The organism is Primorskyibacter flagellatus, assembly GCF_900176485.1.
GTDB classification, from domain to species: domain Bacteria; phylum Pseudomonadota; class Alphaproteobacteria; order Rhodobacterales; family Rhodobacteraceae; genus Primorskyibacter; species Primorskyibacter flagellatus.
This window is the reverse complement of record NZ_FWYD01000007.1, coordinates 50,764-75,825: the sequence shown is the minus strand read 5'-3', so window position 1 is coordinate 75,825 and position 25,062 is coordinate 50,764. Positions and strand designations below refer to the sequence as shown.

The 25,062-nt window shown below is 61.4% G+C and carries 22 protein-coding genes and 1 riboswitch; of the genes, 2 read left to right on the top strand and 20 right to left on the bottom strand.

Annotated elements, in window-relative coordinates; translation table 11 throughout:
• Nucleotides 1-56 precede the first annotated feature (56 nt).
• The 6 genes from B8991_RS11380 to B8991_RS11355 are packed head-to-tail and all read right to left on the bottom strand — an operon-like array spanning nucleotide 57 to nucleotide 6,446.
• The gene (locus B8991_RS11380) at nucleotides 57-1,292 is read right to left on the bottom strand and encodes an extracellular solute-binding protein (RefSeq protein ID WP_218673221.1); all 1,236 of its coding nucleotides are present in this window, start codon (nucleotides 1,290-1,292) and stop codon (nucleotides 57-59) included.
• 46 nt (nucleotides 1,293-1,338) lie between these two features.
• Complete coding sequence (locus B8991_RS11375; RefSeq protein WP_179141471.1) at nucleotides 1,339-2,652, bottom strand: alkaline ceramidase; 1,314 nt, start codon at nucleotides 2,650-2,652, stop codon at nucleotides 1,339-1,341.
• Nucleotides 2,649-3,797 (bottom strand): N-acetylglucosamine-6-phosphate deacetylase, encoded by a 1,149-nt coding sequence (locus tag B8991_RS11370; protein ID WP_084353112.1) that lies wholly within the window; start codon nucleotides 3,795-3,797, stop codon nucleotides 2,649-2,651. Before B8991_RS11370 ends, B8991_RS11375 begins: the two co-directional genes overlap by 4 nt.
• A complete protein-coding gene (locus B8991_RS11365) occupies nucleotides 3,794-4,573 on the bottom strand; it encodes a sugar isomerase domain-containing protein (RefSeq protein WP_084353111.1) in 780 nt (259 codons plus the stop codon). The genes B8991_RS11370 and B8991_RS11365 overlap by 4 nt, the downstream gene beginning before the upstream one ends.
• The gene (locus B8991_RS11360; protein WP_218673220.1) at nucleotides 4,566-5,429 is read right to left on the bottom strand and encodes a 6-phosphogluconolactonase; all 864 of its coding nucleotides are present in this window, start codon (nucleotides 5,427-5,429) and stop codon (nucleotides 4,566-4,568) included. Before B8991_RS11360 ends, B8991_RS11365 begins: the two co-directional genes overlap by 8 nt.
• Before the next feature lie 18 nt (nucleotides 5,430-5,447).
• On the bottom strand, nucleotides 5,448-6,446 hold the full coding sequence (locus B8991_RS11355) for a LacI family DNA-binding transcriptional regulator (RefSeq protein WP_084353110.1): 999 nt from the start codon (nucleotides 6,444-6,446) through the stop codon (nucleotides 5,448-5,450).
• 404 nt (nucleotides 6,447-6,850) lie between these two features.
• Here B8991_RS11355 and B8991_RS11350 point away from each other — a divergent pair, with 404 nt between their 5' ends.
• Nucleotides 6,851-7,795: a sugar-binding transcriptional regulator gene (locus B8991_RS11350; RefSeq protein ID WP_084353109.1), complete on the top strand. Its 945-nt coding sequence runs from the start codon at nucleotides 6,851-6,853 to the stop codon at nucleotides 7,793-7,795.
• A gap of 51 nt (nucleotides 7,796-7,846) precedes the next feature.
• On the opposite strand, the gene dhaL is transcribed toward B8991_RS11350, so the two are convergent.
• From dhaL to B8991_RS11305, 9 genes are all read right to left on the bottom strand, one after another.
• Entirely contained in the window at nucleotides 7,847-9,616 is a 1,770-nt protein-coding gene (gene dhaL, locus B8991_RS11345) for a dihydroxyacetone kinase subunit DhaL (RefSeq protein ID WP_235866609.1), read from the bottom strand.
• Between the two features lie 3 nt (nucleotides 9,617-9,619).
• Nucleotides 9,620-10,618 (bottom strand): ABC transporter permease, encoded by a 999-nt coding sequence (locus tag B8991_RS11340; protein ID WP_084353107.1) that lies wholly within the window; start codon nucleotides 10,616-10,618, stop codon nucleotides 9,620-9,622.
• Nucleotides 10,611-12,101 (bottom strand): sugar ABC transporter ATP-binding protein, encoded by a 1,491-nt coding sequence (locus B8991_RS11335; RefSeq protein ID WP_084353106.1) that lies wholly within the window; start codon nucleotides 12,099-12,101, stop codon nucleotides 10,611-10,613. The genes B8991_RS11340 and B8991_RS11335 overlap by 8 nt, the downstream gene beginning before the upstream one ends.
• A 71-nt stretch (nucleotides 12,102-12,172) precedes the next feature.
• Entirely contained in the window at nucleotides 12,173-13,120 is a 948-nt protein-coding gene (locus B8991_RS11330) for a substrate-binding domain-containing protein (RefSeq protein WP_084353105.1), read from the bottom strand.
• Nucleotides 13,121-13,446: 326 nt separating this feature from the next.
• Entirely contained in the window at nucleotides 13,447-15,117 is a 1,671-nt protein-coding gene (locus B8991_RS11325; RefSeq protein WP_179141470.1) for a glycerol-3-phosphate dehydrogenase/oxidase, read from the bottom strand.
• Nucleotides 15,110-16,639: an FGGY-family carbohydrate kinase gene (locus B8991_RS11320; protein WP_084353103.1), complete on the bottom strand. Its 1,530-nt coding sequence runs from the start codon at nucleotides 16,637-16,639 to the stop codon at nucleotides 15,110-15,112. Before B8991_RS11320 ends, B8991_RS11325 begins: the two co-directional genes overlap by 8 nt.
• Before the next feature lie 90 nt (nucleotides 16,640-16,729).
• Nucleotides 16,730-17,185 carry a D-erythrulose-4-phosphate isomerase gene (derI, locus tag B8991_RS11315; RefSeq protein WP_084353102.1) on the bottom strand — a complete coding sequence of 152 codons (456 nt, stop codon included), beginning with the start codon at nucleotides 17,183-17,185 and terminating at the stop codon, nucleotides 16,730-16,732.
• Nucleotides 17,186-17,202: 17 nt separating this feature from the next.
• Nucleotides 17,203-17,970, bottom strand: coding sequence for a triose-phosphate isomerase (locus B8991_RS11310; RefSeq protein ID WP_084353101.1), 768 nt, complete (start codon nucleotides 17,968-17,970; stop codon nucleotides 17,203-17,205).
• The gene (locus B8991_RS11305) at nucleotides 17,967-18,755 is read right to left on the bottom strand and encodes a DeoR/GlpR family DNA-binding transcription regulator (protein WP_084353100.1); all 789 of its coding nucleotides are present in this window, start codon (nucleotides 18,753-18,755) and stop codon (nucleotides 17,967-17,969) included. The genes B8991_RS11310 and B8991_RS11305 overlap by 4 nt, the downstream gene beginning before the upstream one ends.
• Nucleotides 18,756-19,097: 342 nt before the next feature.
• On the opposite strand from B8991_RS11305, the gene fsa reads away from it, so the two are divergent.
• Complete coding sequence (gene fsa / locus B8991_RS11295) at nucleotides 19,098-19,751, top strand: fructose-6-phosphate aldolase (RefSeq protein ID WP_084353098.1); 654 nt, start codon at nucleotides 19,098-19,100, stop codon at nucleotides 19,749-19,751.
• A gap of 21 nt (nucleotides 19,752-19,772) precedes the next feature.
• Here the strand turns inward: fsa and B8991_RS11290 are convergent, their stop codons facing one another.
• The 5 genes from B8991_RS11290 to B8991_RS11270 all read right to left on the bottom strand — a co-directional run bounded on the left by B8991_RS11290 (nucleotide 19,773) and on the right by B8991_RS11270 (nucleotide 25,060).
• Entirely contained in the window at nucleotides 19,773-20,747 is a 975-nt protein-coding gene (locus tag B8991_RS11290; protein WP_084353097.1) for a sugar-binding transcriptional regulator, read from the bottom strand.
• Between the two features lie 24 nt (nucleotides 20,748-20,771).
• The gene (locus B8991_RS11285; RefSeq protein ID WP_412780789.1) at nucleotides 20,772-21,911 is read right to left on the bottom strand and encodes an iron-containing alcohol dehydrogenase; all 1,140 of its coding nucleotides are present in this window, start codon (nucleotides 21,909-21,911) and stop codon (nucleotides 20,772-20,774) included.
• Nucleotides 21,912-21,920: 9 nt separating this feature from the next.
• Nucleotides 21,921-22,358, bottom strand: a complete 438-nt coding sequence (locus tag B8991_RS11280; protein ID WP_084353095.1) for a 6,7-dimethyl-8-ribityllumazine synthase — start codon at nucleotides 22,356-22,358, stop codon at nucleotides 21,921-21,923.
• Between the two features lie 70 nt (nucleotides 22,359-22,428).
• Nucleotides 22,429-22,567: riboswitch (FMN riboswitch) on the bottom strand.
• Nucleotides 22,568-22,619: 52 nt separating this feature from the next.
• Nucleotides 22,620-23,552: a sugar phosphate isomerase/epimerase family protein gene (locus B8991_RS11275; RefSeq protein ID WP_084353094.1), complete on the bottom strand. Its 933-nt coding sequence runs from the start codon at nucleotides 23,550-23,552 to the stop codon at nucleotides 22,620-22,622.
• Entirely contained in the window at nucleotides 23,552-25,060 is a 1,509-nt protein-coding gene (locus B8991_RS11270; protein WP_084353093.1) for a glycerol-3-phosphate dehydrogenase, read from the bottom strand. Before B8991_RS11270 ends, B8991_RS11275 begins: the two co-directional genes overlap by 1 nt.
• Nucleotides 25,061-25,062: the final 2 nt, after the last annotated feature.

The window sequence follows — 25,062 nt, the reverse complement described above, 5'->3', positions numbered from 1 at the left end:
CCTTTTGCGTTCGCACCGCCCGACACGCCAAGGTGCCGGGCAGTCATTTCAGTCTTTTACTCGGCAAGAATGCCGGCACGATCCAGGATCGCATTGGTCTCTTCGGCTGAAGATTCCAGAATGGCCATTATCGCTTCATCATCACCGGCCAGAGACGGGTCCGCGAACGCCTCTGTCAGCTTGGCGGCAAAGCGGGTCAGGATCTCGTTGATCGGCTCGATCGAGGGCAAGGTGAACAGCTCGTAATCTTCCGGCAGGTCAACGAATGCCGAAAACTGCGGCTTGGCCTCGATGACGCCACTGTAATCGACGCCCACCCGGTTGGGCAGCCAACCGACATTGTCCAGCATCCAGATCAAGTGTTCCGGCTTGTTGGCTTCGATGGCGAAAGCCCAGGCCGCTTCCTGTGCCTTGTCGGAACCGCCCGAGACATACAGGTTTACCGGCAACGCGATGGACCCGCGCGGCAGAAGGGCTGTGTCGTAGTTGAGATCGGGGGCCTTTTTCTCTGTATCCCCGATGACCCAGCTTTCACGGATGAACATGGCCGTTTGGCCACGCTGGAACGCGGCGGCGTCAGCTGGCATGTCAATGGACACGGTCTTGTCGCCGCTGACCGCGTTGACATACTGACGAAGTGCCGCGAGCCCTGCCTCGTTGGCATAACCGGCCCGGTATTTGTCGCCAACCTGTTCGAGGACAGAGCCGCCGTGCTGATGCATGTTGATCCAGAATTTCTCGGCAATGCCTGCCCCGCCACCCGACAGGCGCAGCGACCAGCCCGACACGGTGGGCGTTCCGCCCTCGTCCCGCTGCGTCAGCTTTGCCGCATAGTCGTCATATTCTTCCATGGTGGTCGGCGGCCCGTCCAGACCGGCCTCGGCCAGCATGTCGGTGTTGTAGAACAAGGCACCCTGACCGCGGAACAGCGGAACGCCGTAGACCGAGCCATCGACCGTCGCGGTGTCGCGGAAGAAGGGTTCGAAATTTTCGCCGTCATTCACGAAATCGGCAACGCCGGACGGCGCCGGTGGCAGCAGGTCGTTCACGATATAACGATTTGCGGTAGAACCTATCAGCTCCAGCACCGTCGCATCGTCCAGCCCCGAAGACAGGGCAAGGGCGACACGTTTCTCATGGTCGCGCAGGCCGATGGGTTCGACGATAACATTGAGATCGGGATAGTCGTCGCTCATCCCTTCGGCAACGCGTTCATAATAATCGGTCAGTTCCGGAAAGCCGCCCCAGACAACAATATCCTGTGCCTGTGCCGAAATGGAACCGGCAAGCATCAGGCCTGCCGAAAGTGTGACAGTCTTCCCCAAGGGGCCGTATCTCTTATGTGATGGCATCTTGATTTCCCTTCATGTTGGACTTCTTTTTGGGTGCGCAGTCTTGTGCGGTCGCAAGCGCCGCCGCCGTCTCGGCGGCACGTTGTGCTGCACTCGACAACGCCTCCGCCACGCCGGGCGCGATTGACGCGCCCATTCCGTAAAACCTGTGGGCCTCGTCCACCTCGTATCCGCCCGCGGCATATTCTTCTTGCGGTGGGATATAGCCGGGGTTGTCGTCGGCATAGGCAAGGATATGGACCGGGCCACCATCACCCAGAGCATGACGCAGATCCAGCGCCGTCTGTGCGAAGATCTCGCCAGGCAGGCCGATGATCCGGGCACCGGACCAGTGCAAAGCGGTGCACCGGGCGGGGATCTGATCCAGATCGCGGCCCATCTTGTTCTCGGCCCAATTTGCCCAGATGTCGTGGATATCGCCGGGGGTGCGGGACGCCGCCCTCCATGTGCGGGCAAGGTCAGCCCCGGCACTGCTTTCGCGGCTTTCAAACCGGAGGTCATCAAAGGCTTCCGCGCTGCCTATCGGACCGGACAGTTCTGTCATATCCGCTGATAGGGCGGATCGCGCCACGCCTTCGCCAATTCGTTGGGCCTGCGCATAAGTGCGATCAGCCTGGCGCTGAGCCGAAAGCGATGCCGCAGCACTGTGCCCGGTATTCACGTCGCCCGCGCAGCCGGTGGCAAACAACGCGACAGACCCCGGACAGGCGTCTTCCAGGGTCGCCCGCACAAAATGCGGGTAATCCGCAGTCCAGAGCAGATTGTCCGCGCCCAACACGACCGGGTGGCACGCGTAGGAAACGAAATGGGCAATAGTGGGGCCATCCATCCGATCAAACCGCATCACCGGAACACCGCGATCCACCGGGCCACCCGTGTGCCGCCGGTTGATTGCAAATCCCGGCTCCTCCCCGGAACCGCCATAGAGGCGGGCTGGCGCGCGCGCATCGGCGGCCTGCTCGATCGCGTTCAGAATGGCGGTCTCCATCTGCTGGAGGTACAGAGGATCCGCCGGGATCGACAGGCGGCCGGGCATGGAGACCGGGCCGCCATGCGTATGCGTGGCCGCAATCGTGATATTTGCTGCCGGAAGCGGGCTGCGCGCGCGAACGCGGGCAGACAAACCCGCATCGATGCCGATCACATCCACCGTTACAAGCGCAGTATCATCTACCACCAACGCCCGCACCGTCAGCGCATCATGGTGCCCTTGGGCACCGGACAGACGGGCCGCGAAACCGGCCATGGCACCGCCACCCGGCGGCGTGATTTCGACAACGAAGGCACCAACCATCGTCATGGCAGAACACTCGCGCCATTGTGCAGGATCTCAACGGGACGCACCGCTGTATCGGCTTCAGTCGTATCCAGCAGCAGGAAAGTGGCAGGCGCGCCGGGGGCCAGCGCCGCATTGCGCCCGATCATCCGGGCCGGATTGGTCGTGGCCATCGTCAGGGCCTCTGCCGTCGGAAACCCGGTGAACGATTGGTAGCGGCAAATGATGTCCAGCAGGCAAGACCCACTGCCGGCAAGATACGCGGTGCCGGCTATGGAAACCCGGCCGTCCTCACCAACGTCGACCTCGCCGCCGATCGGCGAGGTGTAACGACCTGCGGGCATTCCAGCGAATTTCACGCTGTCGGACACGAGTATGGTCCGCTCGATACCTTTGGCCCGCACCATGGCACGGGCGGTGGAGCGGGGCAGATGATGCCCGTCAAGGATCAGGCTGGCCGCAAGACGATCATCTGATAACTGTGACCAGATCGCATTCGGATGCCGGGGCAGCGTTGCGGCAATGCCATTTCCCAGATGGGTCGCCAGACACGCCCCCGCTGCGGCGCTGCGTTCGATGTCTGTCTCAGTCGCATCGCAATGGCCGAGCGCCACGCAAATGCCCTTTGCCGACAATGCCTGAATATACTGACAGGCGCCAACGACCTCCGGGGCGAGGGTCACCATGCGCACCAGCCCGCCCGACGCCTGCTGCCAACGGTTGAATTCCTCAATGGACGGGGGCCGGACATGCGCCAACGGATGCGCGCCTCGTGGTCCGTCTTTTGGCGAGATCGACGGGCCTTCGACGTGAACACCCGCAATCATGCCTTGCGAAAAGGGCATGGTCTGTTGTGCCGTGTGAATGGCCGACAGACGCTGGCACAATTCGGTTTCCGATGCCGTGATCAGGGTCGGCAAATAGGCCGCGACCCCAACCGCGGCGAGCGCCTCGCTCAGGGCTTCTACCGTTTCCGGCGTCAACTGACCGTCGTTCAAATCATGGCCGGCAAAACCGTTGACCTGTAGATCGACAAATCCCGGCGACAGCAGCGGAAGGCCCTCGGCCGCGCAGTCCGTGATCTTTTCGATCACGCCCCCACGCACATGCAGCGCCCTGCCTTCGCCGCTGTGAAAATCGCGGCCGGAGTAAGTGGCCTCTTGTCTCAAAGCGCGCGAACCCTTCCACGGAAATTCCCCAGAAACTTCCGATTTGCCTCGTCACCACCCGGTGCGTTGCCGCTGCGCCAGACCGGGGGTTCAATGCCTTTTTCGCGGATATGCAGCACCGTGCGGATCACCAGCAGGTTCAAAGCCGTGGCATTTGCGTAGGTCGAAACGGCCGAAACCCGCTCGGTCATGCCGGGAATATCGACGATGGCGTCCCCGATCTGAACCTTGGTGTCAATCGCGATATCGACCAGATCATGCAGGTTCTGTTTGGTGGGATGGCGCGCCGGATGGTCGGCCGCCGTCTCTTCTGCGTGCTGCCGCGAACTTATCCCGATGGTACTGACGCCGCGTTCCCGCGCGACGAGCGCCGCATCGATCAGCGCCGCATTGATGCCATAGGCGTTGACGAGGATCAGGACATCGCCTTCGCCAAGCCCCTGGTTCTCGATCACGACGCGGCCATATCCGGGCGTGCGCTCGATCGCCATGGACCGCAATGCGCCGTTCGAAAGCAACGTGCCTTCATCCAGAATGGCGTTGATATGCATCAGGCCACCGGCGCGGAAAAATACTTCCTGCGTTGCCAGATTGGAATGCCCGCCCGGCCCGAAGACATGCACCAGCCGATCTTCGGCGATGTGATCCGCAATAAGGCATGCAGCCGCGTCCAGCGGTTCTTTTTCCTCGCTCTGGATACGCTGCATAAGCGACATGACATCGGCCAGATAGCCGTCGCAGATGGCGTCAGCGGAGATGGGCGCGGTGTCATCCATGGGGGGCTGCCTCGCGGTCCAGATAGATGGTGCAGTTCGGATGCGTGCGCAGGATACTGGCCGGACAATCGGTGCTGACCGGCCCTTCCAAAGCGGCTTTCACCGCTGCTCGCTTGCGCGCGCCCGGCACCGTGCAAAACAGCGCCTCACCCGCCATGATCGCCGGGATCGTCAGCGTGATCGCACGCTGCGGCACGGCGTCAAGATCATCAAAGCAGTCATCGTCAACCTGCTGCTGTCGGCAAACCTCGTCGAGATCGACAACTCGAACCAGAGCCGGATCGTCGAAATCCGCAACCGGCGGATCGTTGAAGGCAATATGCCCGTTTACACCGATTCCAAGGCAAACAATGTCGATCGGCTCCGCACCGAGAAGCCCGGAATATGACTGGCAGATTTCCTCGGCCTCACCTTCGGCAGGAATGCGATGAATCGTGGCCGAAGGAATCATGGAGAATAAATGCGTCTCAAGCCAGTTGCCAAATCGTTGGGGCGCGTCCGCAGCCAGCCCGATATAGTCATCCATATGAAACGCGGTGACCTTGTCCCAGGGGAGGTCCGGCATCGCCACCAGGGTCGCAAGCATTTCTGACTGGCTGGGTGCCGCGGCGAATACCATACGGACATTGCCTTTTTCCCGGGCAACCTTGCGCATGTGTTTTGCGACATCCGATGCAACAGCCTGCCCCATGTCAGTCCGAGTTTCATAGATCTCAACGCAGTACTTTTCAGTGAACTTGCGGTCCGGGTCGGCCGGCACATCTGCAACATGGTCTGTCATCGTCATGAATCTTGTCCTCTCGTTACCCGACAGCACACCATGCAATCGATTGCATGTCAACGTCTGGATTTTCAAAAAGGCCGCTGGTTTCGGTCAACGATATTTTGGGGGGCCGACCGTATCCCGTGAAACAAATTCCGTCTCCAGCACGATACGCACATCCTCCTCTGAGGGCGTATTCAATGATGACATCAGCAAATCAACGGCAATTTGGCCGGCCTTGGCTGCGGGACCCGAAACCGTGGTCAACATCGGGTAACCGAGGATGTCATCGCAGCCTATGACGCTGTAATCTTCGGGAATTTCCAGTTCGTTCTCGACCAACCCGTAGCAGATCCCCTGTGCCAGAACGTCATCAAAGGCGATACAGGCGGTCGCCCCGCAGGACAGAAGAGCTGGCACGATTTCCACGCCCCTGACGAAGGACGCTGTCCCGGCGGGGAGCGTGCTCATCGAAATGCCGTGTTCGTGCGCTGCATGGGTAACGGCGGCGCATCTTTGGCTGTTGGACCACGAATTTTCGGGGCCTCCGACATAGGTAACCCGGCGATGACCCAGCTGGGCAAGATGGCGCACGGCCTGCGCCATACCTTGCCCGGAATCGATCAGCACGCGCGGCACCTCTTTAATATCGCGATTGATCAGAACCAGCGGCATGTCACTTGCGAGCGCGTGGATCTGTTCGCTGTCTGATCGCGGTGACACCAGAACTGCTCCGCCCACCTGATCGGACAGTCTTTTCAGCAGATCCATTTCTTGATTCGGGTTTTCATCCGCATTGCCGATAAACACCGAATACCCCCGTGCAGCGGCTTCCTTCTGCACCGCCAGCGCAATCGGAGGCATAAAGGGATTGGTCAGATCGGGAACGACCAGGGCGATGTTGCTGTTGCGCCCGGTTCGCAAGGCGCGCGCTGCTGCGTTGGGCGAATACCCCAGCTTCCGCGCGACTTCCCGGACGTTCCGGACTGTTTCTTCAAGCAATATGTCGGGATTGTTGAAAACCCGAGACACGGTGGAACGATTCACCCCGGCGGCTTCCGCAACCTGTTGAATCGTGACTCTTTTGATCGCCGGCCGCTTCGGCACCATGTCGTTCCTTCCCTTGGGGCCATCCGAAATGCGACAAGTCGCAAGGGCGTGTGGCATGACGTCGGATTAACCTTCACAGCAATGCCAGATCGGTGCCGTTGGGTCGAGCGCATCTTGCGCTGATGCGAAAAGCGGTGGATCGCTTCTGACTTCGCGCACAGCTCAAAAGAACAACACACTGCTCTGCCAAAGGTATGGGGCGACCGTCACCGCCCGGAACCCGCTGAACCACATGGCGATGATGGCCACGCTCGGCCCGACCCTCTTCCCCCAAGTGAAGTGGCCGGTGATGCGACGCGCGGCTTTCCGAACAGATGTTACACGAATCTTCGGTTGACCAGATGCCGATGTTACGCCTACTCGACAAGTTAACCCGTCAAATACCAGTGATTGGACAAAAATCCATGCACGACCACGACTTTGAATCCCAGGACGAACGCGCGCGGGTCGGATGGTATTACTTTGTTGCGGGGATGACGCAAAAGGACATCGCGGATCGGCTTGACATAACCCGTCTCAAGGTCAACCGGATCATCGGCCAGTTGCGCAGCGCGGGCCAGGTCAAGATCGAACTGGACATGCCGCTTATCGCCTGCCGCGCGCTTGCCGAAAAAGTGGCAGAGCGCTACGGGCTGGAGGATGTCGTCGTCGTGCCGGATGTCGGAGACCTCGTGTTGCAGAAGCGGATGATCGGCGAGGCCGCGGGCACCATGGTGAACCCGCTGATCAAGGGCCAGGACATGGGGATCGGCATCGGCTCGGGGCGCACGCTCAGTTACGCGGTGGGCCGGATGGCGGGTCCTCCCAGCAACGGAAGCTGGGTCGTGGGACTGATTGGTGGTATCACTCGCGCCACCGGATCGAATTCTTTCGATGTGGCAACGAATGCAGCGCAGCAGCTTGGCGTTGAATGTCACTATCTGACGGCCCCCATTTACTGCGCGTCGCGCGATGCCCGTGATGCCCTGCTGCTGATCGATGAGTTGACGGACGTACTGGCGCGGACAGAAATCGCCGACATCGCGATGGTCAGCTGCGGGGCGGTGGATGAGGCCAGCTCGCTCACGCAGGTTCGCGTGATAAAGGATCACCTCGATACGATCGTTGCCGCCGGCGCGGTGGGAGAGATACTGGGCTGTTTCATCGATGCACAGGGCCGCCCCATCGACCATTTCATAAATGAAACGATCATCGCCCTGCCCCCGGACAAATTACGGATGAAACCGCATGCCGTGCTGGTATCGGGAGGTCTGCACAAGCTAGAGGTGATCCGGGCAATCCTGCGGGGGGGCTATGTGAACCGTCTGGCGACGAACGAAGAGGTCGCACAGGCGCTTTTGGAATGTTGAGGGGCGGCCCCGGAAAGGACCGCCCCTCAACATCATCCAGATGTCACAGCTTCAAGCCAGAAGGTCGCGGGCAGCATCCCGCATGGCCGCGAGGATCACAGCGGTCGACGCCGCGCCCGGATCAATATGTCCCACGGACCGTGCGCCCAGCTTGGCAGACCGTCCGCGTTTGCTTTCGATGTCGCGGGTGAAATTCATCCCGCGTTCGGCGCCGGCGCAGGCCGCATCGAGACAGGCCAACACGTCGTCACCCGCCTCTGCACAGGCGCGCGCGGCCTCGGCAGCCGGAACCCAGGCGTCCACCATGGTTTTGTCCCCCGGCGCGGCGCGACCGCGTTCCTGCACGCCGTCACTGGCGGCCCCGATCCAGGCGGCCATGGCCCCGGCGTCAAGGTTCAGTCGGTCCTTGACCGCCGTCCCCGCCCGCAGGAAAGCCGTGGCATAAAGCGGCCCGGAGGATGCACCGACAGCGTCAAGGAACGCCTTCGCCATCCGTTTGCAGGACGTCTCGATGGTCTCGTCCGCCGGGCTCTGTGCAAGCGCCGCCCGCACGGCTTTCCAGCCGATGTCCATGGTGATGCCGTGGTCGCCATCGCCGATGACGCCGTCCAAAGCAGACAGACGTTCTGCCTCTTCGCCGATGCGCTCTCCGGCGAGGCTGACCATCGCCCGGAAGATCGTCGGCGTGATCGGTCCATCCTTGGCCAAGTGGGTTTCGCGTGTCTCGACCTTCTTTTCGAACACGGCCGCCACGGTCCGATCAGGGCGCGATGCGCGGGCGCGCTCTGTCACGTCGCCGACTGTCAGCGCGGCCGTCCGGCACGGCATGTCAAGCAAGGTCTTGAGATCGGCGTCGAGCTTCATCAGCGTCACCGAGGCACCCGCCATCTCCAGCGACGTGGCATACTCGCCGACCCAGGAATAATGGATGCGAATCCCGGCTTCTGCCAGAATGGCTGCCACGCGCCGGTGCAGGATATACTGCTCCAGCAGGCCCGTGGCCCCTAACCCGTTGACCAGCACGGCGACCTCGTCCCCCGCCTTGAAGGCCAATTCGGCCATGATGGGTGCCATCAGTTCGTCCACCACCGCGTCAGCCTGCGCCATGTCTCCGCGTCGCATGCCCGGCTCGCCGTGCAAGCCCATGCCGATCTCCATCTCGGTCTCGCCGATCTCGAAGTTGGGCTTGCCGGTCTGTGGCAAAGAGCAGGGTGTCAAGGCCACACCCATAGAGCGGGTGTTGGCCAAGGCGGCGCGTGCGGCGGCCTCAACGCCGTCAAGATCCCGGCCGGCTTCTGCGGCGGCTCCGGCGATCTTGAAGACGAAGAAATCACCGGCGATCCCGCGCCGTTCATGGGCGCGCGCCGCGGGGGCGGATGCGATATCATCCGCCACCGCAACTGATCTGCATTCGATGCCGAGGCCGGCGGCTTCTTCGGCCGCCATGTCGAAGTTCATCACATCGCCGGTGTAATTTCCATACAGATACACCACACCGACCCCGCCATTCGCAGCGCGGGTCGCGTCCAATATCTGCTCGGGCGACGGCGACGCAAAGACGTTGCCAACCGCCGCGGCATCCGCCAGGCCACGCCCGACATAGCCTGCAAAGGCCGGTTCATGCCCGGATCCGCCGCCGATCACAATGCCGACCTTGTCGTCGCGCGGGCCGTCCTGCGCGACGACCGCCCGACCGGTCGCCCCCTCAACACGCAACAAGTGCGGATGAGCGGACACCATGCCTTCGATCGCCTCCGTGATGATGTCTTCAGGGGCATTGATGAGCTTCTTGGCTCGGGTTTTCGATGTCATAACGTTCATCTCTCAGGATTCTTTGCGCAGCCATTGCCGCGATATTGCGTCGAAGGATATGGCGATGACCACGATGGCACCGCTGACGATGCCTTGCCAGTAGGGCGACACGCCAAAAAGCACGATGATGTTCTCAATGATCGCGATGATACCGGCACCGAAGATCGCGCCGGCGATCATGCCGACACCTCCGGTGGTGGCGACGCCGCCGATCACCGCGGCTGCGATGGGGCCAAGTACCCAGGCATCGCCGATGGAAGGCTGTGCCGTGCCCAGTCGGGCGACCAACAGCACACCTGCCATGGCCGACAGCGCCCCGGCCATCACAAAAACCAGCACACGGATACGGTCTACGGGGATGCCCAGCATCCGCGCAGCGTCCCTGTTGTTGCCGATCGCATACATGTAGCGCCCAAAGGGCGTCTTGATCGTAAGGAAAGCCGCAAGCACCAGCATCACCAGCATGATGATGAAAGGCATGGGAACGCCCAGCAGTGTCCCGCGCCCAAGGAACTGAATTTCGCGCGGGATGCCGGTGATCGCGACGCCGCGTGTCAGCACAAGGATCGCGCCGCCGTATATCCCGGCGGTGCCAATGGTCAACACCAGCGAATGCAGCCGGAGCTTGGTGGTCAGAATACCGTTGATAAAGCCTAGTACCGCGCCAAAGCTGATGGCAATCACGATGGCAAGCCACGGGTTTATCCCGGCGTTCACCATCAACATGCCGGTCAGGATGCCGCTCAGCCCGCCGATTGTTCCCAAGGACAGATCCAGTTCGCCAAGGATCATTAGCGATGCCTGCCCGATGGTGACCAGCGCCACGAACGCCAACCCGCGCGCCACGACACTTAGGTTATAAGGGGTCAGAAAATAGGGCGAGAGCAGCGCCGAGGCGACAAAGATCACCACCAGCACCGACAAGACCCCGAGGATCGGATGCTGCAACAACGCGCGCATGACGCTGGCCTCGCGGCCCTGTCCGGGCGCAGTTTTCTGTAAGTCAGACATGTTCTGTCTCCGTTGCGAAAATGGCACCGACCAACTGTTCACTGTCAGCCGTCGCACTGTCGAAATCGCCGGTGATCCGGCCGGAATGCATGGTGATGATGCGGCTGGCGCACTTGCGCAGCTCGTCCATCTCCGAGGACACGAGGATGATGCCGATGCCCTGTTCGGCGAGACCCTGCATGATCTTGTAGATCTGCGCCTTTGTCCGGACGTCGATGCCCTTGGTGGGTTCGTCGAAAATCAGGATTTTCGGCGTCATCGCCATGGCGCGGCCAATAATCGCCTTTTGCTGATTGCCGCCCGACAGGAAGGAGATCTTCTTCTCGCGGCTTGCAGTGCGGATCTCGTAATCCTTTATGATGTCGTCAACCGCAGCACGTTCCCGCGCCGCGCTAATCCCCAGCGGCGAATTCGTGAGATCGGTGATCGACAGGCCGATATTCTCGCGCAGGGAAAGATGCGGGAAAATGCCGTGATGCTTGCGCTCTTCCGAGAGATAGAGCATCCCGCCTGCTACGCTTTTCGTCGTGTCGCCAAGCGGCCAGTCGGCACCATCCAGGGAAACCCGACCGCCGCGTGCCTTGAGAAAGCCGAAAATCGTCTGCATGATCTCCGACCGGCCAGAGCCTACAAGCCCGGCAAAGCCCAGGATTTCGCCACGGTCGAGCGTAAAGCTCACGTCGTCAAATTTACGGCCCGACAAGCCCGTGACCGTCAGCAATGGTTTGCCGCGTGGGACCTTGGGCCGGAACATCGTTCCCAACTCCAGCTTCTGTCCCGACATGGCGCGGATCAGCCGATCTTCATCCACGTCGGCCAACTGCCCGGCATCGACCTTTTTCCCGTTGCGCAGAACGGTATAGTCGTCACCGATGTCAAAGACCTCGTCCATCTTGTGACTGATGAAGACGACGCCGATACCGCGTTCGTGGAAATCGCGGACCACACGAAATACGCGCTCGACCTCTACAGGGGTCAACGCAGAGGTCGGCTCGTCCAGGATCAGCACGCGCATGTCGGTATTGGTCGAGGCCCGCGCGATCTGAAGCAGCTGCTGATCGGGCACCGAAATGTTACGCACCAGATCGGAGGGCTTCGCCGCGATTCCGAAGCGATCAAGGTAGCTTTGTGTTTTGGCCTCCAGTGTGCGACGCCGCACAAGACCGCGATGACCCGACGCGTGAAACGGCATGAGCAGGTTTTCGGCTACGCTCATGTGGGGAAACAGGCTCAGTTCTTGCGGCACATAGGCGATATAGCGAAACAGGTCCGGATGCTCTGCCGCGTCCTTGCCATCAATCCGGATCTGGCCGCGGCTGGGACGGTCAGTGCCGGTGACCAGCTTGACGAAGGTGGACTTCCCCGCGCCATTTTCACCGACCAGGACGTGCGCGCGACCGGATTCGACATCGATGTCCACGTCGTTCAGCGCAGTGACGCCGGGAAAGTCGCGGCCAAGACCACGGGCTTCCAGGTAGGCCATAGCGGGTCCTCCTTGAGCGAAAATAATGACAGGTCGCGCCAATGGGTGCGACCTGTCGGATAACGACGCGATCAGCCGTCAACGTTGTCCTTCGTCAGGAAGGCATTGCCCGTGTCGATGAAGTTCGGCACTGGCGCGCCAGTCGCCTGCTGCCACAGCAGCATGACAGACCAGTAGCCTTGCAGCTCCGGCTGCGATGCAGAAGAGCTGTCGGCCACACCGTCGCGGATCAGATCCAGCATCTCGTTGAGGTTGTCGAGACCGACAAGCTGCACTTCGCCTTGCTTGCCCGCTTCGACGATGGCCTGCCCGATGCCCACCGGACCGGCCGCGTCGGAAGCGACCCAGCCGTCAAGTTCGGGGTTGGCCTGCATGATCGCCGCAGCTTGCTGTTGTGCAATCTGGATATCATCGTTGTCGATGCCTTCAGCCACGACTTCGATGTTGGGATATTCGGCAAAAACCTCGCGGTGGCATTCTGCGCGGATCGCATGGTTCGGGGCAGAGGGCACGCCCATCATGATGGCAACCTGACCTTCTTCGCCCAGAATTTCCACCAAGCGACGCGATGCGATCTTGGCCTGCTCGCAGAAATCGGACCCGATATAGGGGATATTCATGCCTTCCGGCGGCACGCTGTCAAACAGCGTCAGCGGGATGCCCTGATAGGCGGCATCCTCAAGCGAGGCGCGGTTCCCCTCCGGATCGAGCAGGTCGACGGCGATGCCGTCAGGGCGCGTTGCAATGGAGCTTTCGATGATTTGGTTCTGTTGCACGACGTCGGCAGCTTGCGGCGCAGAGTAGTTGATCTCGACGGTCGCGCCGGTCTGGGCCTCGATGGCGGCGGCGGCCATCTGCGCGCCATCGTTCACCTTGTCAAACCACGGGTGCACGACTTTCGGCACGATAACAAAACGGTAGCTGTCCTTGGATACGGTGCCGGGCGCGTCTTGTGCCGCGACCTGTGAAGCGGTTGCTAGGCACGCGACGGTTGCCAGCGAAACGAACAGTTTCGACATAGAATGTCCTCCTGAATATCTTTCACGGCGCCTGTCTGGATCGCCGTGCTCCTCCGGCTTCATTGGTTGAAGCTGCACCATGCATACAAACGTAAATTTAATAATGCAATAGTTCACGCCGCACTTCCGACGCACGCGCAAGCGGGCTCCGGACCGCCGGGGCAGCCTGATCCACCATGTCGGCTTCACTGGTCGCAATCGCTCGCGGAATGGGTTTCGCAGGGTGTCGATGCACATCCGGCGGCCAGCGCCCCAACATGGACAAACGCCGATCGTCTCAATCAGATTGGAATGGTTGCGAAATAGCCTGCGCGCCTTTGGGATCGTCACCCAAAATCGAGATGCAGGCCATGACGTTCCGCAAGAAGTGTCGAAAGGTCGGCCAGTTCCGACAGTTCGCGCGCGGAAGTCCAGTTCAGCACTTCTGCGGAAATGGATGCGACCCGGCGGCACAGACGCGGGGTCAACTGCCCGCTGATTCCGAGGGGTGTTCGGCGCAACAGGATGTCGGACAGATGCACCACACGCTCGTTCCGTAAAATCCAGTCAAGTTCGGATTCGGTGAAGTCTGGCGCATCCACAAGCTCAACCGGATCGACCCCTTCATGGCGGGCAATGTCATGCGCTGTGGTGCCATAACGGTCCAGCAATATCGCAAGACGTTCTGATCTGGCACCCGTCGTCCGGACAGCTGCGTCGATCCACGCGGTTCGCGCCTCTTCGCTGCGCGGCATGTCACGCCCGCCGCCAATGGGCATGTCGTCGGTTTGGCGCAAGCGCGGTACCCCCAGATCGTCGAGCACCGCGTCAGTCACCTGGGCGGAGAAGGCGCGAAACGTCGTCCATTTGCCGCCAATCAGCGACGTGACCGGAAAGGGCCGGCCCCCGGTGGCGGGGTCTGTCGGTGCCGAATGATCGCGGCTGATCAGCCCCGGTGCCACGCCATCAGAGTTCGGCAGCGGCCGGATGCCCGCATAGGCATAGACGATCTGATCCCGGCTGAACGCAAGTCCCGGCAGCAGATCGCGCAGACTTTGAAGGAAATAGGTGGTTTCATCGTCTGTGCAGGCAACCCTGTCGGGTTCATCCGAAGGAATGTCGGTGGACCCGACAAGCGCTTTCCCTTGAAACGGCAAGACCAGAAGGATGCGCCCGTCATCGGCCTCGAAATACAGCATCCTGCCATTCAACTGGCGCAGAAGCTCTGGATGATCCAAAAGAACGTGTGAGCCTTTCGTGCCGCCGATATACCGGCTGTCCAGCCCGAGCACGGCATTCACACGGTCGATCCACGGGCCTGCCGCATTGATGACGATCCGCGGCTTGATGCGGCGGTTTTCGCCGCCCTCCGGCCCGACGCTCACCACGCCCTGCGACTGGCCCATCACGGTGCACCAGTTCATCGCCTCAGATCCGGGCGACGCTTTCAGCCCGTCCTGGATCAGTTCAAGCACCAGTCGTTCCGGGGCGGTCACGGTGGCATCATAATACGTACCGAGGGCTTTGATCCGGGGCGTCAAAGCGGGGATTTCCGCCCGCGCCCGGCGCGCGCCGACCATGCGGTGTTTCGGCATCTGTCGCGCCCGCGCCCCGTAAAAGTCATACATCGCCAGCCCGGCCTTCACCAACAGCGCGCCACGGCTGCGCGGCGCCGTCGTCGAACCCAACAGCGTGCGCAGGGCGGCGGTGACACCCTTGCCCCAGGACAGGATCGGGATCGCCGTGGGAAGCGGCCTGACCAAATGTGCAGCGTTTTTCAGGAGAAGATTGCGCTCATAGGTCGACTCGGCGACCAGACGCAATTCTCCGGTTTCCAGGTATTTCAACCCGCCATGGATCAACCGCGACGGGGCGGCGCTGGTGCCTGATCCGAAATCGCCCTTGTCCACGATCAGACATTTCACACCCTGCGCACAGAGATCGCGGAACACGCCCGCACCATTGACGCCTGCGCCGATAATGAGAACGTCGAAATGGTCGATCTCTGCGTCAGTCATTGCGCGCGCCCCGGCCCATAGCTTCGAGTTCATTCAGTTTGTCCCAGGTTGGCCCCAGGGTTTCCGCGACCTCTTTGTAAAGTGTGAACCGTTGGGCATAATGCGCGGCGCGGTCGGCGGACGGTCGATAAATCGTCGCATTTGCCTCGATGTCCCGAGGATCGGCATCGAACCTGTCAAACGCCCCGACCGCAGCCCCGGCGCAGAGCGCGGCACCCCAGGCTGCGGCCTCGTCGGTGTCAGTCACGGTGACGCGCATGTCGAGGATGTCCGCAAAAAGCTGCGCGACGGTCGCATTGCGCGATGCGCCGCCGGTCAGGCGCGCCTCGGTGCCGCCAAAGCCGCCGCGCAGGGCATCTATGTGCTGGCGGTGATTGAAGACGATGCCTTCCAGAAGCGCGGCAAGCATGTCGCCACGGGTATGCCAGCCGCGCAGCCCCAGAAATCCGGCGCTTGGGGCCGCTCCCATCGGCGCGCCGAAGAGATAAGGATGATAGAGAACCGACGAGGGCCGCTCCAGCGCGGCGTCTATTTCCGGGCCAAGCTGCGCATGGATGGACCTGTCCGTGCTTTGCCTCTCTGCGGTGCAGAGGGTGTCAAGAAACCAGTCGTAGTTTGTGGCCGATGCCGGCGAGATCGCCATGTTGTTCCAGTGTCCCGGTGCGACCGCATTGCGGCAGAACCAGTCAGCGTCAATCTGCGGCGCGGTGGAGACGCATTCATTGATCGAATAGGTGCCTGCAACGATGCCGATGACGTCGGGACGGTGGGCACCGATCCCAAGCGCCGAGGCCGTCACGTCATGCAATCCGGCAACCACCGGCGTGCCCTTGGCCAGCCCGGTGATCCGGGCCGCCTCTGCGGTGATTGCCCCGACGGTTTCAGCGGAATGCGCCACCTCGGGCAGCGCGTTTTCCAGATCCCGCAGCCCGAAAAGTGTCAGCGCGTCGGGGGAGTAGTTCTGACTTTTGACATCGGTAAAAGAGGTGCTGGCCTCGGTCCGGTCGGCTCCGATATGCCCGCTCAGGCAGTAACACAACCAGTCTTTGCAGGACAGCACATGCCCGATCCGGGCAAACCGCTCGGGTGTCTCACGCGCGATCCATGCCAGAAGTGCGGAGGGCGCAGAGGCGTGCGGCATCTGGCCAGTAAGGTTCAATGCCGCTGTTTGTGTGCCGTCACGCTGCCATGCCTCGACGACACCCACGGCCCGACTGTCCAACGAGAGGATACCCGGTCCAAGCGGCGCGCCATCACGGTCCAGCAGGTATACCCCGTCGCCATGGGCGGTTGCGGCGACAGCGATGATCCGCGCCGGATCGGTCGCGCTTGTCTCCAGCACCTCGCGGATCGAAGAGGCCGTCTGGTGCCACAACTCCGCCATGTCCCGCTCCACCCGACGCGGCGCGGGTTTCGATTGGGGCACGTTGCGACGGCTGACCGCGATCTGGCTACCGTCAAGGTCGAACAGCACCGCCTTGGTAACGGTCAGCCCGCTGTCGATTGTCAGGATTCTGTCCATGTGATGGCTCCGTATCAGCCGGCAGCGCAACCGGAACGCCGAGCAACGCTGGGATTGCGGGTTCCGGCAGGACAGCCCGTCGGCGGACGTTCAGACCTTGTTGTACTTGGCGTCAACGTCGTCGATGGCCTTCACATTCCCGGCCGAACGGCCCTCGGGATCGAAGGCGGCGGACAGGAAAGCGTCGGCGATGTCCTTGGCCAGTTCGGCCCCGATCACACGGGCACCCATGGTGATGATCTGGGCATTGTTCGACGTCGCGGCCTTGCCCGCCGAGTAGGTGTCGTGACATTGTGCGGCACGGATACCCGGCACCTTGTTGGCGGCCAGACACACGCCGATGCCGGTGCCACAGCACAGGATCGCACGGTCGTACTCGCCCGCCAGAACGGCCGAGGCCACGCGATCCGACAGGTTGGCATAGAAAGCGTCCGGGCCCTGATCGGTGCGCGAGATTTCGGCGACCTCGTGCTTGTCTTTCAGATGGTCGGCAAGGGCTTTGGCAAGGCCTTCGCCCGCGCTGTCGCCTGCAACTGCGATTTTCATGGAGTGTCTCCTTCAGGTCAGAATGTGGCGGCGCATCGGCGCAGAATGTCGAGGTAACCTTCGACATTCCAGGCGGACCGCCCGATGAACAGCCCGTCAATATGTGGGCATTGGATAAGGTCTTCGCAATTCTCGGGGTTGACCGAGCCGCCATAGAGACAGGCCACTTGGCGGCCCAGCACGTCCTTGGCCACGGCAATGATTTCGGCCTGGCGCGCATCGGCATACTCGGCGGTCGCGGGGATGCCGTTTTCACCAATCGCCCAGACCGGTTCATAGGCCAGCAGAATCTCGGCGTTCTTCTGGTCGTGGCTCAGCCGAGCCAAAGCCCCGCGCACCTGGGTCTCCAGAACCTGTTGCGCCCGGTCGCCTTCGCGGTCTTCCAGAGTTTCGCCAATGCAGATCAGCGGGGTCAACCCATGACGTATGGCGGCTTCGACCTTCAGCCCGACAGTGTCATCGGTTTCGCCGAAATGTTCCCGGCGCTCGGAATGGCCCAGTTCGACAATATCCAGCCCGCAATCTTTCAGCATCACCGGCGACACCTCGCCGGTCCACGCGCCCTGATCGGCCCAGTGCATATTCTGGGCGCCGACCTTCGCAGAGCTTCCGGCCAGGATCTGTGCGACCTCACGGACCGCGGTGAAGGGCGGGATCACGAAACGCTGGATGCGGGGATCGCGCGTGCCGTCAGCCGCGGCCAGAGCCTTGGCAAACTCCTGCGCTTCGGCAAGCGTCTTGTTCATTTTCCAGCTGGTGCCGATCCAGTATCGGGATTGGGTCATCCGAGGGCCTCTTGTTCGTCCGGGGTATCGGACAGTGTCAGGGTCAAACCGGCGTCACGCAATGCGGCGCAGGTTTCGGTGGCGGGGGCTGTATCGGTAATAATGTGATCGAACTCTGACAACATTGCCAGACGATGCAATGCGGCCCGTCCAAAGCGCGTGTGATTGACCAGCAGCGCACATGATGCACCCTGATCCATCATGGCGCGCTTGGCCCGCACCACCGTCTCATCCATATGAAACACTTCCATCCCGGAGGTTGCCGGGGTCGAGATGAAAGCGATATCGGCACGCAGTCCGGCAAGCGCATCTTCGGTAACCTTGCCGAAATACGCATTGAACTTGGCCGAATAGACGCCACCGAGCGCGATCAGACTGATCCCCGGCTCGGTCTTCAGGGCGTCGATCACCGCGGCGTTGTTGGTAATCACCGTCAATGGGCGCTTGACCACGAGCATCTGTCCGAGAATCGCGGCCATGGAGCCATCGTTGATCATCACGCTCATTCCCGGCTCTATCAGTCGAAGTGCCGCCTCGGCCATCGCCATCTTGGCAGGACCGTCCTGACGTTCGCGAAACCGGAAATCGCTTTCGAATTGAGTGCCGGATCGGATCGTGGCACCGCCCCTGATCTTGCGCAGAAGACCTGCGCCTTCAAGATCGTCAAGATCGCGATGAATGGTCATGCGGGAAACGGCAAAGCGGTCGGAAAGCGCGTCCAGATCGACTTCGCCTTCTGTCACCAGCAGATCCATAATTGCCTGTTGTCGGTCGTCACGTTTCAAGCTGACCCCTCCTTTTCATAACATTGCACGCCACACAAATATCGTCAATAACGTTATTTTGTGATTTTGTATTGTGATATTTTTGGGATTGCGCTATCCAACCGCCAACGCAGAAGGACACCATGTCCAAGGATCCGCCGCCCCGACAAGGCCATAAAGGGGCTGCATCTGGCGCATTGGATCGGTGATGACGAAACACGCCTCACACAGACTATCTGGTCGGAAAATCCGACACAGGAGGACGGCACCCTTGCACGCATCCCGATCGTGCGGCCGCGCCAAAGCACCGGACATGGCCTGAAATGACATCGACTTACTGAAACGGAACCAAGGAGAAATGGAATGAAATTTTTTGTCGACACCGCCATCATCGCGGAGATCAAGGAACTGAACGATTATGGTCTGCTCGACGGTGTCACCACGAATCCGTCGCTGATCGCCAAGTCGGGCCGGAATTTCAAGGAAGTCATCGCCGAAATCTGCGAGGTGGTCGACGGGCCGGTCTCTGCCGAGGTGGCCGCGATGGATTACGACGGCATGGTCGCCGAGGGCGAGCATCTGGCACAGATCGCCGACAATGTGGTGATCAAACTGCCGCTGACACTGGACGGGCTGAAAGCCTGCCGCCACTTCACCGCCAAAGGCATCAAGACAAATGTGACCCTGTGTTTTGCCGCCAATCAGGCGCTCCTGGCCGCAAAGGCGGGTGCGACCTATATTTCACCCTTCGTCGGGCGGCTTGACGATCTGAACATCGACGGCATGACCCTGATCCACGAAATCCGCGAAATCTATGACAATTACGGGTTCGAGACGCAGATTCTTGCGGCGTCGATCCGGTCGGCCAATCACGTCAAGGATGCGGCGATCGCGGGCGCGGATGTGGCCACGATCCCGGCCTCGGTGATCAAGGGGCTGGCCAATCATACGCTGACCGACAAGGGGCTGGACCAGTTTGCCAAGGATTGGGCCGCAACCGGGCAGTCGATCCTTTGACAGTGGCTTGGCCAGGCCCCGTCAGCGGGGCTTGGTCGAAACCTCGTCCAGGAGCGCGCGCGCCGTGCGTTCGTCCGTAATCAACCCCGACAGGCGCCCGCTTTTCAGCACGGCGCGGATTGGTGCGATCTTCTCGGGCCCGCCTGCCAGCGCAATGATCCTGTCGTCGCGCGTGCCATCGAGAGAGACAGAGAGCGTCCGCAGGGTCAACGGCGTTTCCAGCGCATTGCCGTCCGCGTCAAAGAAATGCCCCAGCAACTCGCCAACCCCGCCAGCGCCGGCAATTTCCTCGATCTCGGCAGGTTCGATCATGCCCGAGGTCACAAGCTGGGTTTCCGCCCCAACCGTGCCGATGCCGACGATCTTCAGCGGGGCCGTCTCGGCCATCTGGAACACCTCCGCCACGCCGCGTTGCGAAAGCAGAACCTCACGATCCTCGGCCGTATTCGCAAAGAACGGAACCGGCATGACATAGGCGCGCGCGCCGGTTTTCTCTGCCAGAAGGTGCATCACATCATGCGGGTTGGCGGCAAAGTTGCGGGTCAGCCCGCCCAGCAGCGAAACAAAGCTGAGACCCGCAGTACCGAAATGGGGCATTACGCGGACGGCATCGGCCAGGGTACGGCCATGGCCGATGCCGATGGTCAGTTCCTCGCCGCTTTCCATCCAACGCCTGAGCCGGGACGCACCGGCCAGACCGAGCGCCCGGAACGGTATCCCCTCTTCTTCCAGGTCCGGGGCGACTTCGCAGTTTTCCAGCCCGTAGCGAATGCAGAGCGCCTGTTCCAGCTCGATGCACTCAATGATATCGCCCTCGATCGAAACCTTGACGGCACCCTCTGCCACAACCCGAGCGATCAGCCGATGAGCCTTGACCGACGGAACGCCAATCCGTTTGGCAACCTCGGCCTGGCGCAAGCCGCCGACATAATAAAGCCATGCGGCACGGATCGCCAAGGAATGCTCGGCGTCCCCCGAGTTGCGGTCCTTGGCCATGTCACATCCTCCGTTGGTCAGCGCCTAGCGCGCTTTGTCCATTATCTCCGCCAGTGCCGCCGGATCCAGCGGCACCGGGTTGGCTTTCATCGACGACGAACTGGCCGCCATCCGGGCCGCCGTTGCGCGATGTTCTGCGGTGACGCCTTGCGCATCCAACCTCGGCAGCCCGGCGTGTCGCGACCACTCGGCCAGCGATGAAAAGGCGTTGTCCGGGCTCGTCGACAGCGCGTTCGCCAAACAGTGTTTTACCCTGTCGATACGGCGAGCGGTGTCGCCCGTGGCCCGGGCGGCGTTCGCGGCCAGCCCGTGCGGCAACAAGGCACCGCAAATCGCACCATGAGACGCGCCCGACAGCCCGCCCAGCGGTCCGGCCAGCCCGTGCACAACACCCAAGCCCGCATTGGCCAGCGCCAAGCCGCCGCACAGGCTGGTCCAAGCCATGGCGTCGCGCGCGCGCCCATCCTCGCATTCCATCAAGGTCATCAGCGCGGGCAATCCGTTTTCTATCGCAGAAAGACACAGCGCATCTGTCACCGCATTGGCCTGCGTACACAAATACGGCTCGATCACTTGCGTGAGGGCATCAAGACCTGACGCCAGCGTCACGGCGCGCGGGCAGCCATCAGTCAGGGACGGGTCCACAACCGCCAAACGCGGCAACATGCGTGCATCCCGCAGGGACACCTTGCGTCGGGCCTCGGGCACCGCGATCACGGCGTTTCGCGTGACTTCCGCCCCGGTCCCGGCGGTGCTGGGCAGCGCGGCGAATGGCAGGGGGTCCAGATCCAGCGGCAGACCCTTGCCGACCACCTCCAGATGATCGTGGATCGGCCTCGTCGCAGGAACAAGCGCGGATATGGCCTTGGCCGCGTCGATCGCCGCACCACCGCCAATGGCGATGACGGCCCGTGCGTTGGCCTCGCGCGCGGCGAGAACGCCCGCCGTGATCAGCGCAATATCCGGTTCGGCCGAGACCGCGAAATTCGTCACTGCGCAGCCTTCGCCGGTCAAGGCATCGCGCAGCCAGTCGGCACGCGCTGCCGAAGCGCCATGCACCAACAAGACAGCCCGCCCGAGGCGCGCCAGATCCGGCACCGCCCGCCGCGCTTCGCCACGGCCAAAGCGAATTTCGGCAGCAGTGGCAAAGCGGAAGGCAGACAGGTTCATTGCTTAGAACTCCAACGCCGAGATCATCAATACCGCATCCGCAGCCTCTTCGCCCTTGCTGACGAAATGCTCACGGAAAAATCCGATATGTTCTGGCGTCGGTTGGAAATGATGCGGCGTCAATGAGACCGAAAAGGTCGGCACGCCGGTGTCCAACTGCGCGCGCATCAGCCCGTCCACAACCGCTTGCGCGACGAAATCATGGCGATAGATGCCGCCATCGACAACCAGGGCCGCACAGACGATGGCGTCGTATTTGCCGCTTTGGCCCAGCTTCTGCGCGAGCAGGGGCATCTCGAAGGCACCCGGCACATCGAAGGCGACAATCTCTACCGCCTTGCCTGTCTCGGCGAGGCGTTTTTCGAAACCCGTCAGCGCCTGATCCACGATCTCGGCGTGCCACCTGGCTTTGATGAAGGCGATTTTGGTCTTTTCAGTCATGGAACCATCCTTTGCTGTTCAAAAGTGGTCCCAAGGCGATTCCAACCGTCCGGGCACAGGGTGCCAGACGGCTGGTTCTCTTCCATCCGGACTTTGACCGTCGGCCCCGGAATTCCACCGGTGTCTGCTTGTCCTTTTCGACATTCATCGAAAAGCGCTCGCGGGCTGTCACCGCCGGTGGGGAATTTCACCCCGCCCTGAGAACGCGCCTCACATGACGGCAATTTCCGGAAAAGGCAAGTGTCTGTCATGCGCGCCGTTTCAGACATTCAGATCATCGACCCCACTGTCGATATGCGGTGCCCAAAAGGCCACACTTTCGACGATTTGCGGGATCACCTGCCGGTCATTTGGTTCGCGTTCCTTGAACGACAATTCCAAGCAGATTTCATTGTCCCCTGCCCCACCCTCGGTGAGGGTCTTCAACAAAGGCTCCGGCTGGATTGCCCCCTTTGCGTTGAACTGGGCCGTGAACGGGCGGTGGCCCGATTTATCCATCATGGATTGCTTGATGTGAATGATCGGCGAAACCCTGGGTACGGCGCGGGCCCAAGCATAAGGATCGGTATCGTCGGGATCAGGCGACGTGACGTCGCCGTGATCAATGTCGGCCATCATCCACATCGGCACCGCCATGTCCGCAGCAGTCAGACGGTCCTGAAGCTTCATGCATTCCGCAATAGTGTGGCCAAATTCGCGTCCCACCGACATCGGCTCCCAGAAGACATTAGTTAGCCCGGCGCGTTTTGCGTGCTCCGCCACCTCGGACCAGCAGTCGATGGCAATTTGAAGCAATTCCTCGCGGCGGGTGGGATCATCAAAGTCCCGATAGGTGAAGATCGCGAATTGCGTGCCGATCGACGTGCCGCCGAGATCGCCGATGATATCCGCGAAGGTCTTGAACCAATCGACGTAATAGCGCCGCACGTCCCGGTCAGGATGACCGAAATGATTGAGCCGTCCGTACGGCCCTGTCATGCCCGACGTAACCCGCGCGCCGGTGCGCGTCAGGGCCGCGCCCATATCTCGGGTCAGACGACGGATCACCGGGGCGGGCCAGGACGGGTTGATGAATTCATGGGTCAACTGGATGTCGCGAATGCGGATATCGCGGGCGATGGCGTCGATCAGGTCATCGGGTTCAGCAAATCGATTGACCAGCGGATTGGTGTTGAGCGACAGCGTCAGCGCCATTACGCGGCCTCCCGCTTGTCTTCGAACCATTTGGTAAATGCGGCCTGTTCGGCATCGGTAAGATGCAACCGATGCTTGGTTCGGCGCCAAAGAATATCCTCAGCGGTCTGTGCCCATTCATGGCTTTCAAGATAGGCCACTTCCGCTTCATAAAGGGTGCCGCCGAAATACCGCCCCAATCCGTCAAGCGAGCTTGCACCGTCAACGATCTGCGCAATCCGGGTGCCGTAAAGCCGCCCGTAATGCCGCCGAAGATCGCGCGGCATCCAGGGGTAGTCCTGCTTCATCCGGTTGCGGAATTCCCCATAATCGGCCGCGTCCATATCGCCGCCGGGCAGAGGCGCATCTTCGGTCCAGTCGGCACCCATCCGGGGAAAAAACTTCTGGATCTTGTGCAAGCCGCGTTCAGCCAGTTCGCGGAAGGTAGTGATCTTTCCACCGAAGATGTTCAACAGCGGCACGCCGCCCGTTTCGTCGATGTCGAAGACATAATCGCGAGTCACAGCCGACGGGTTGCCCTGCCCGTCGTCGAAGAGTGGCCGCACACCCGAAAAGGTGGTCAGCACGTCTTCGCGGGTCAACTGTTCCTTGAAGTATTTGTTCACCGCGTCAATCAGGTATTGCACCTCCATCTCGTCGGCGGTCACGTCTTCGGCGCGGCCTTCATAGGCGATGTCGGTGGTGCCGATCAGCGCCTTGTCGCGTTCGTAGGGATTGATGAAGATCACGCGCTTGTCGTGGTTCTGTACCAGATAGGCATTCTCGCCCTTCCAGAATTTCGGCACGATGATGTGGCTGCCTTTGACCAGTCGCACGTTGCGCGCGCTGTTGGAGCCTGCCACGCGGTTGACCACGTCCGTTACCCAGGGGCCGGCGGCGTTGACCAGTAGTCTGGCCTCGAATTCGCGGGTCTCGCCGGTCACGGTGCTTTCTGTTGTCACCCGCCAGATATTGCCGTCGCGCCGCGCCGAAACGCATGGCGAGCGGGTGAGCACGGTCGCGCCGCGTTCGGCCGCATCCACGGCGTTCAGCACGACAAGTCGCGCATCATCCACCCAGCAGTCGGAATATTCGAAACCCCGTTTGTATTGGTCCTTGATGGCCGCGCCTTCCGGATCGCGGTGCAGGTTCAACATGCGGGTGCCCGGCAATTTCCTGCGCCCGCCCAAGTGGTCGTAAAGAAACAGGCCAAGACGCACCAGCCAGGCCGGACGGTCCTGCGGCGAATGCGGCAGAACAAAGCGCATCGGCCAGATGATATGCGGCGCGTTCTTCATCAGCACCTCGCGTTCGATCAGCGCCTCGCGGACCAAGCGGAACTCGTAATATTCCAGATAGCGCAGGCCCCCATGCACCAGCTTGCCCGAGCGCGAAGAGGTGCCCTCGGCCAGATCGTCCTTTTCGCAAAGAACAACGCTCAGCCCCCGCCCGGCTGCATCGCGGGCGATCCCGGCACCGTTAATACCGCCGCCAATCACGAACAGGTCGACTTTCTGAATATCTGTCATCT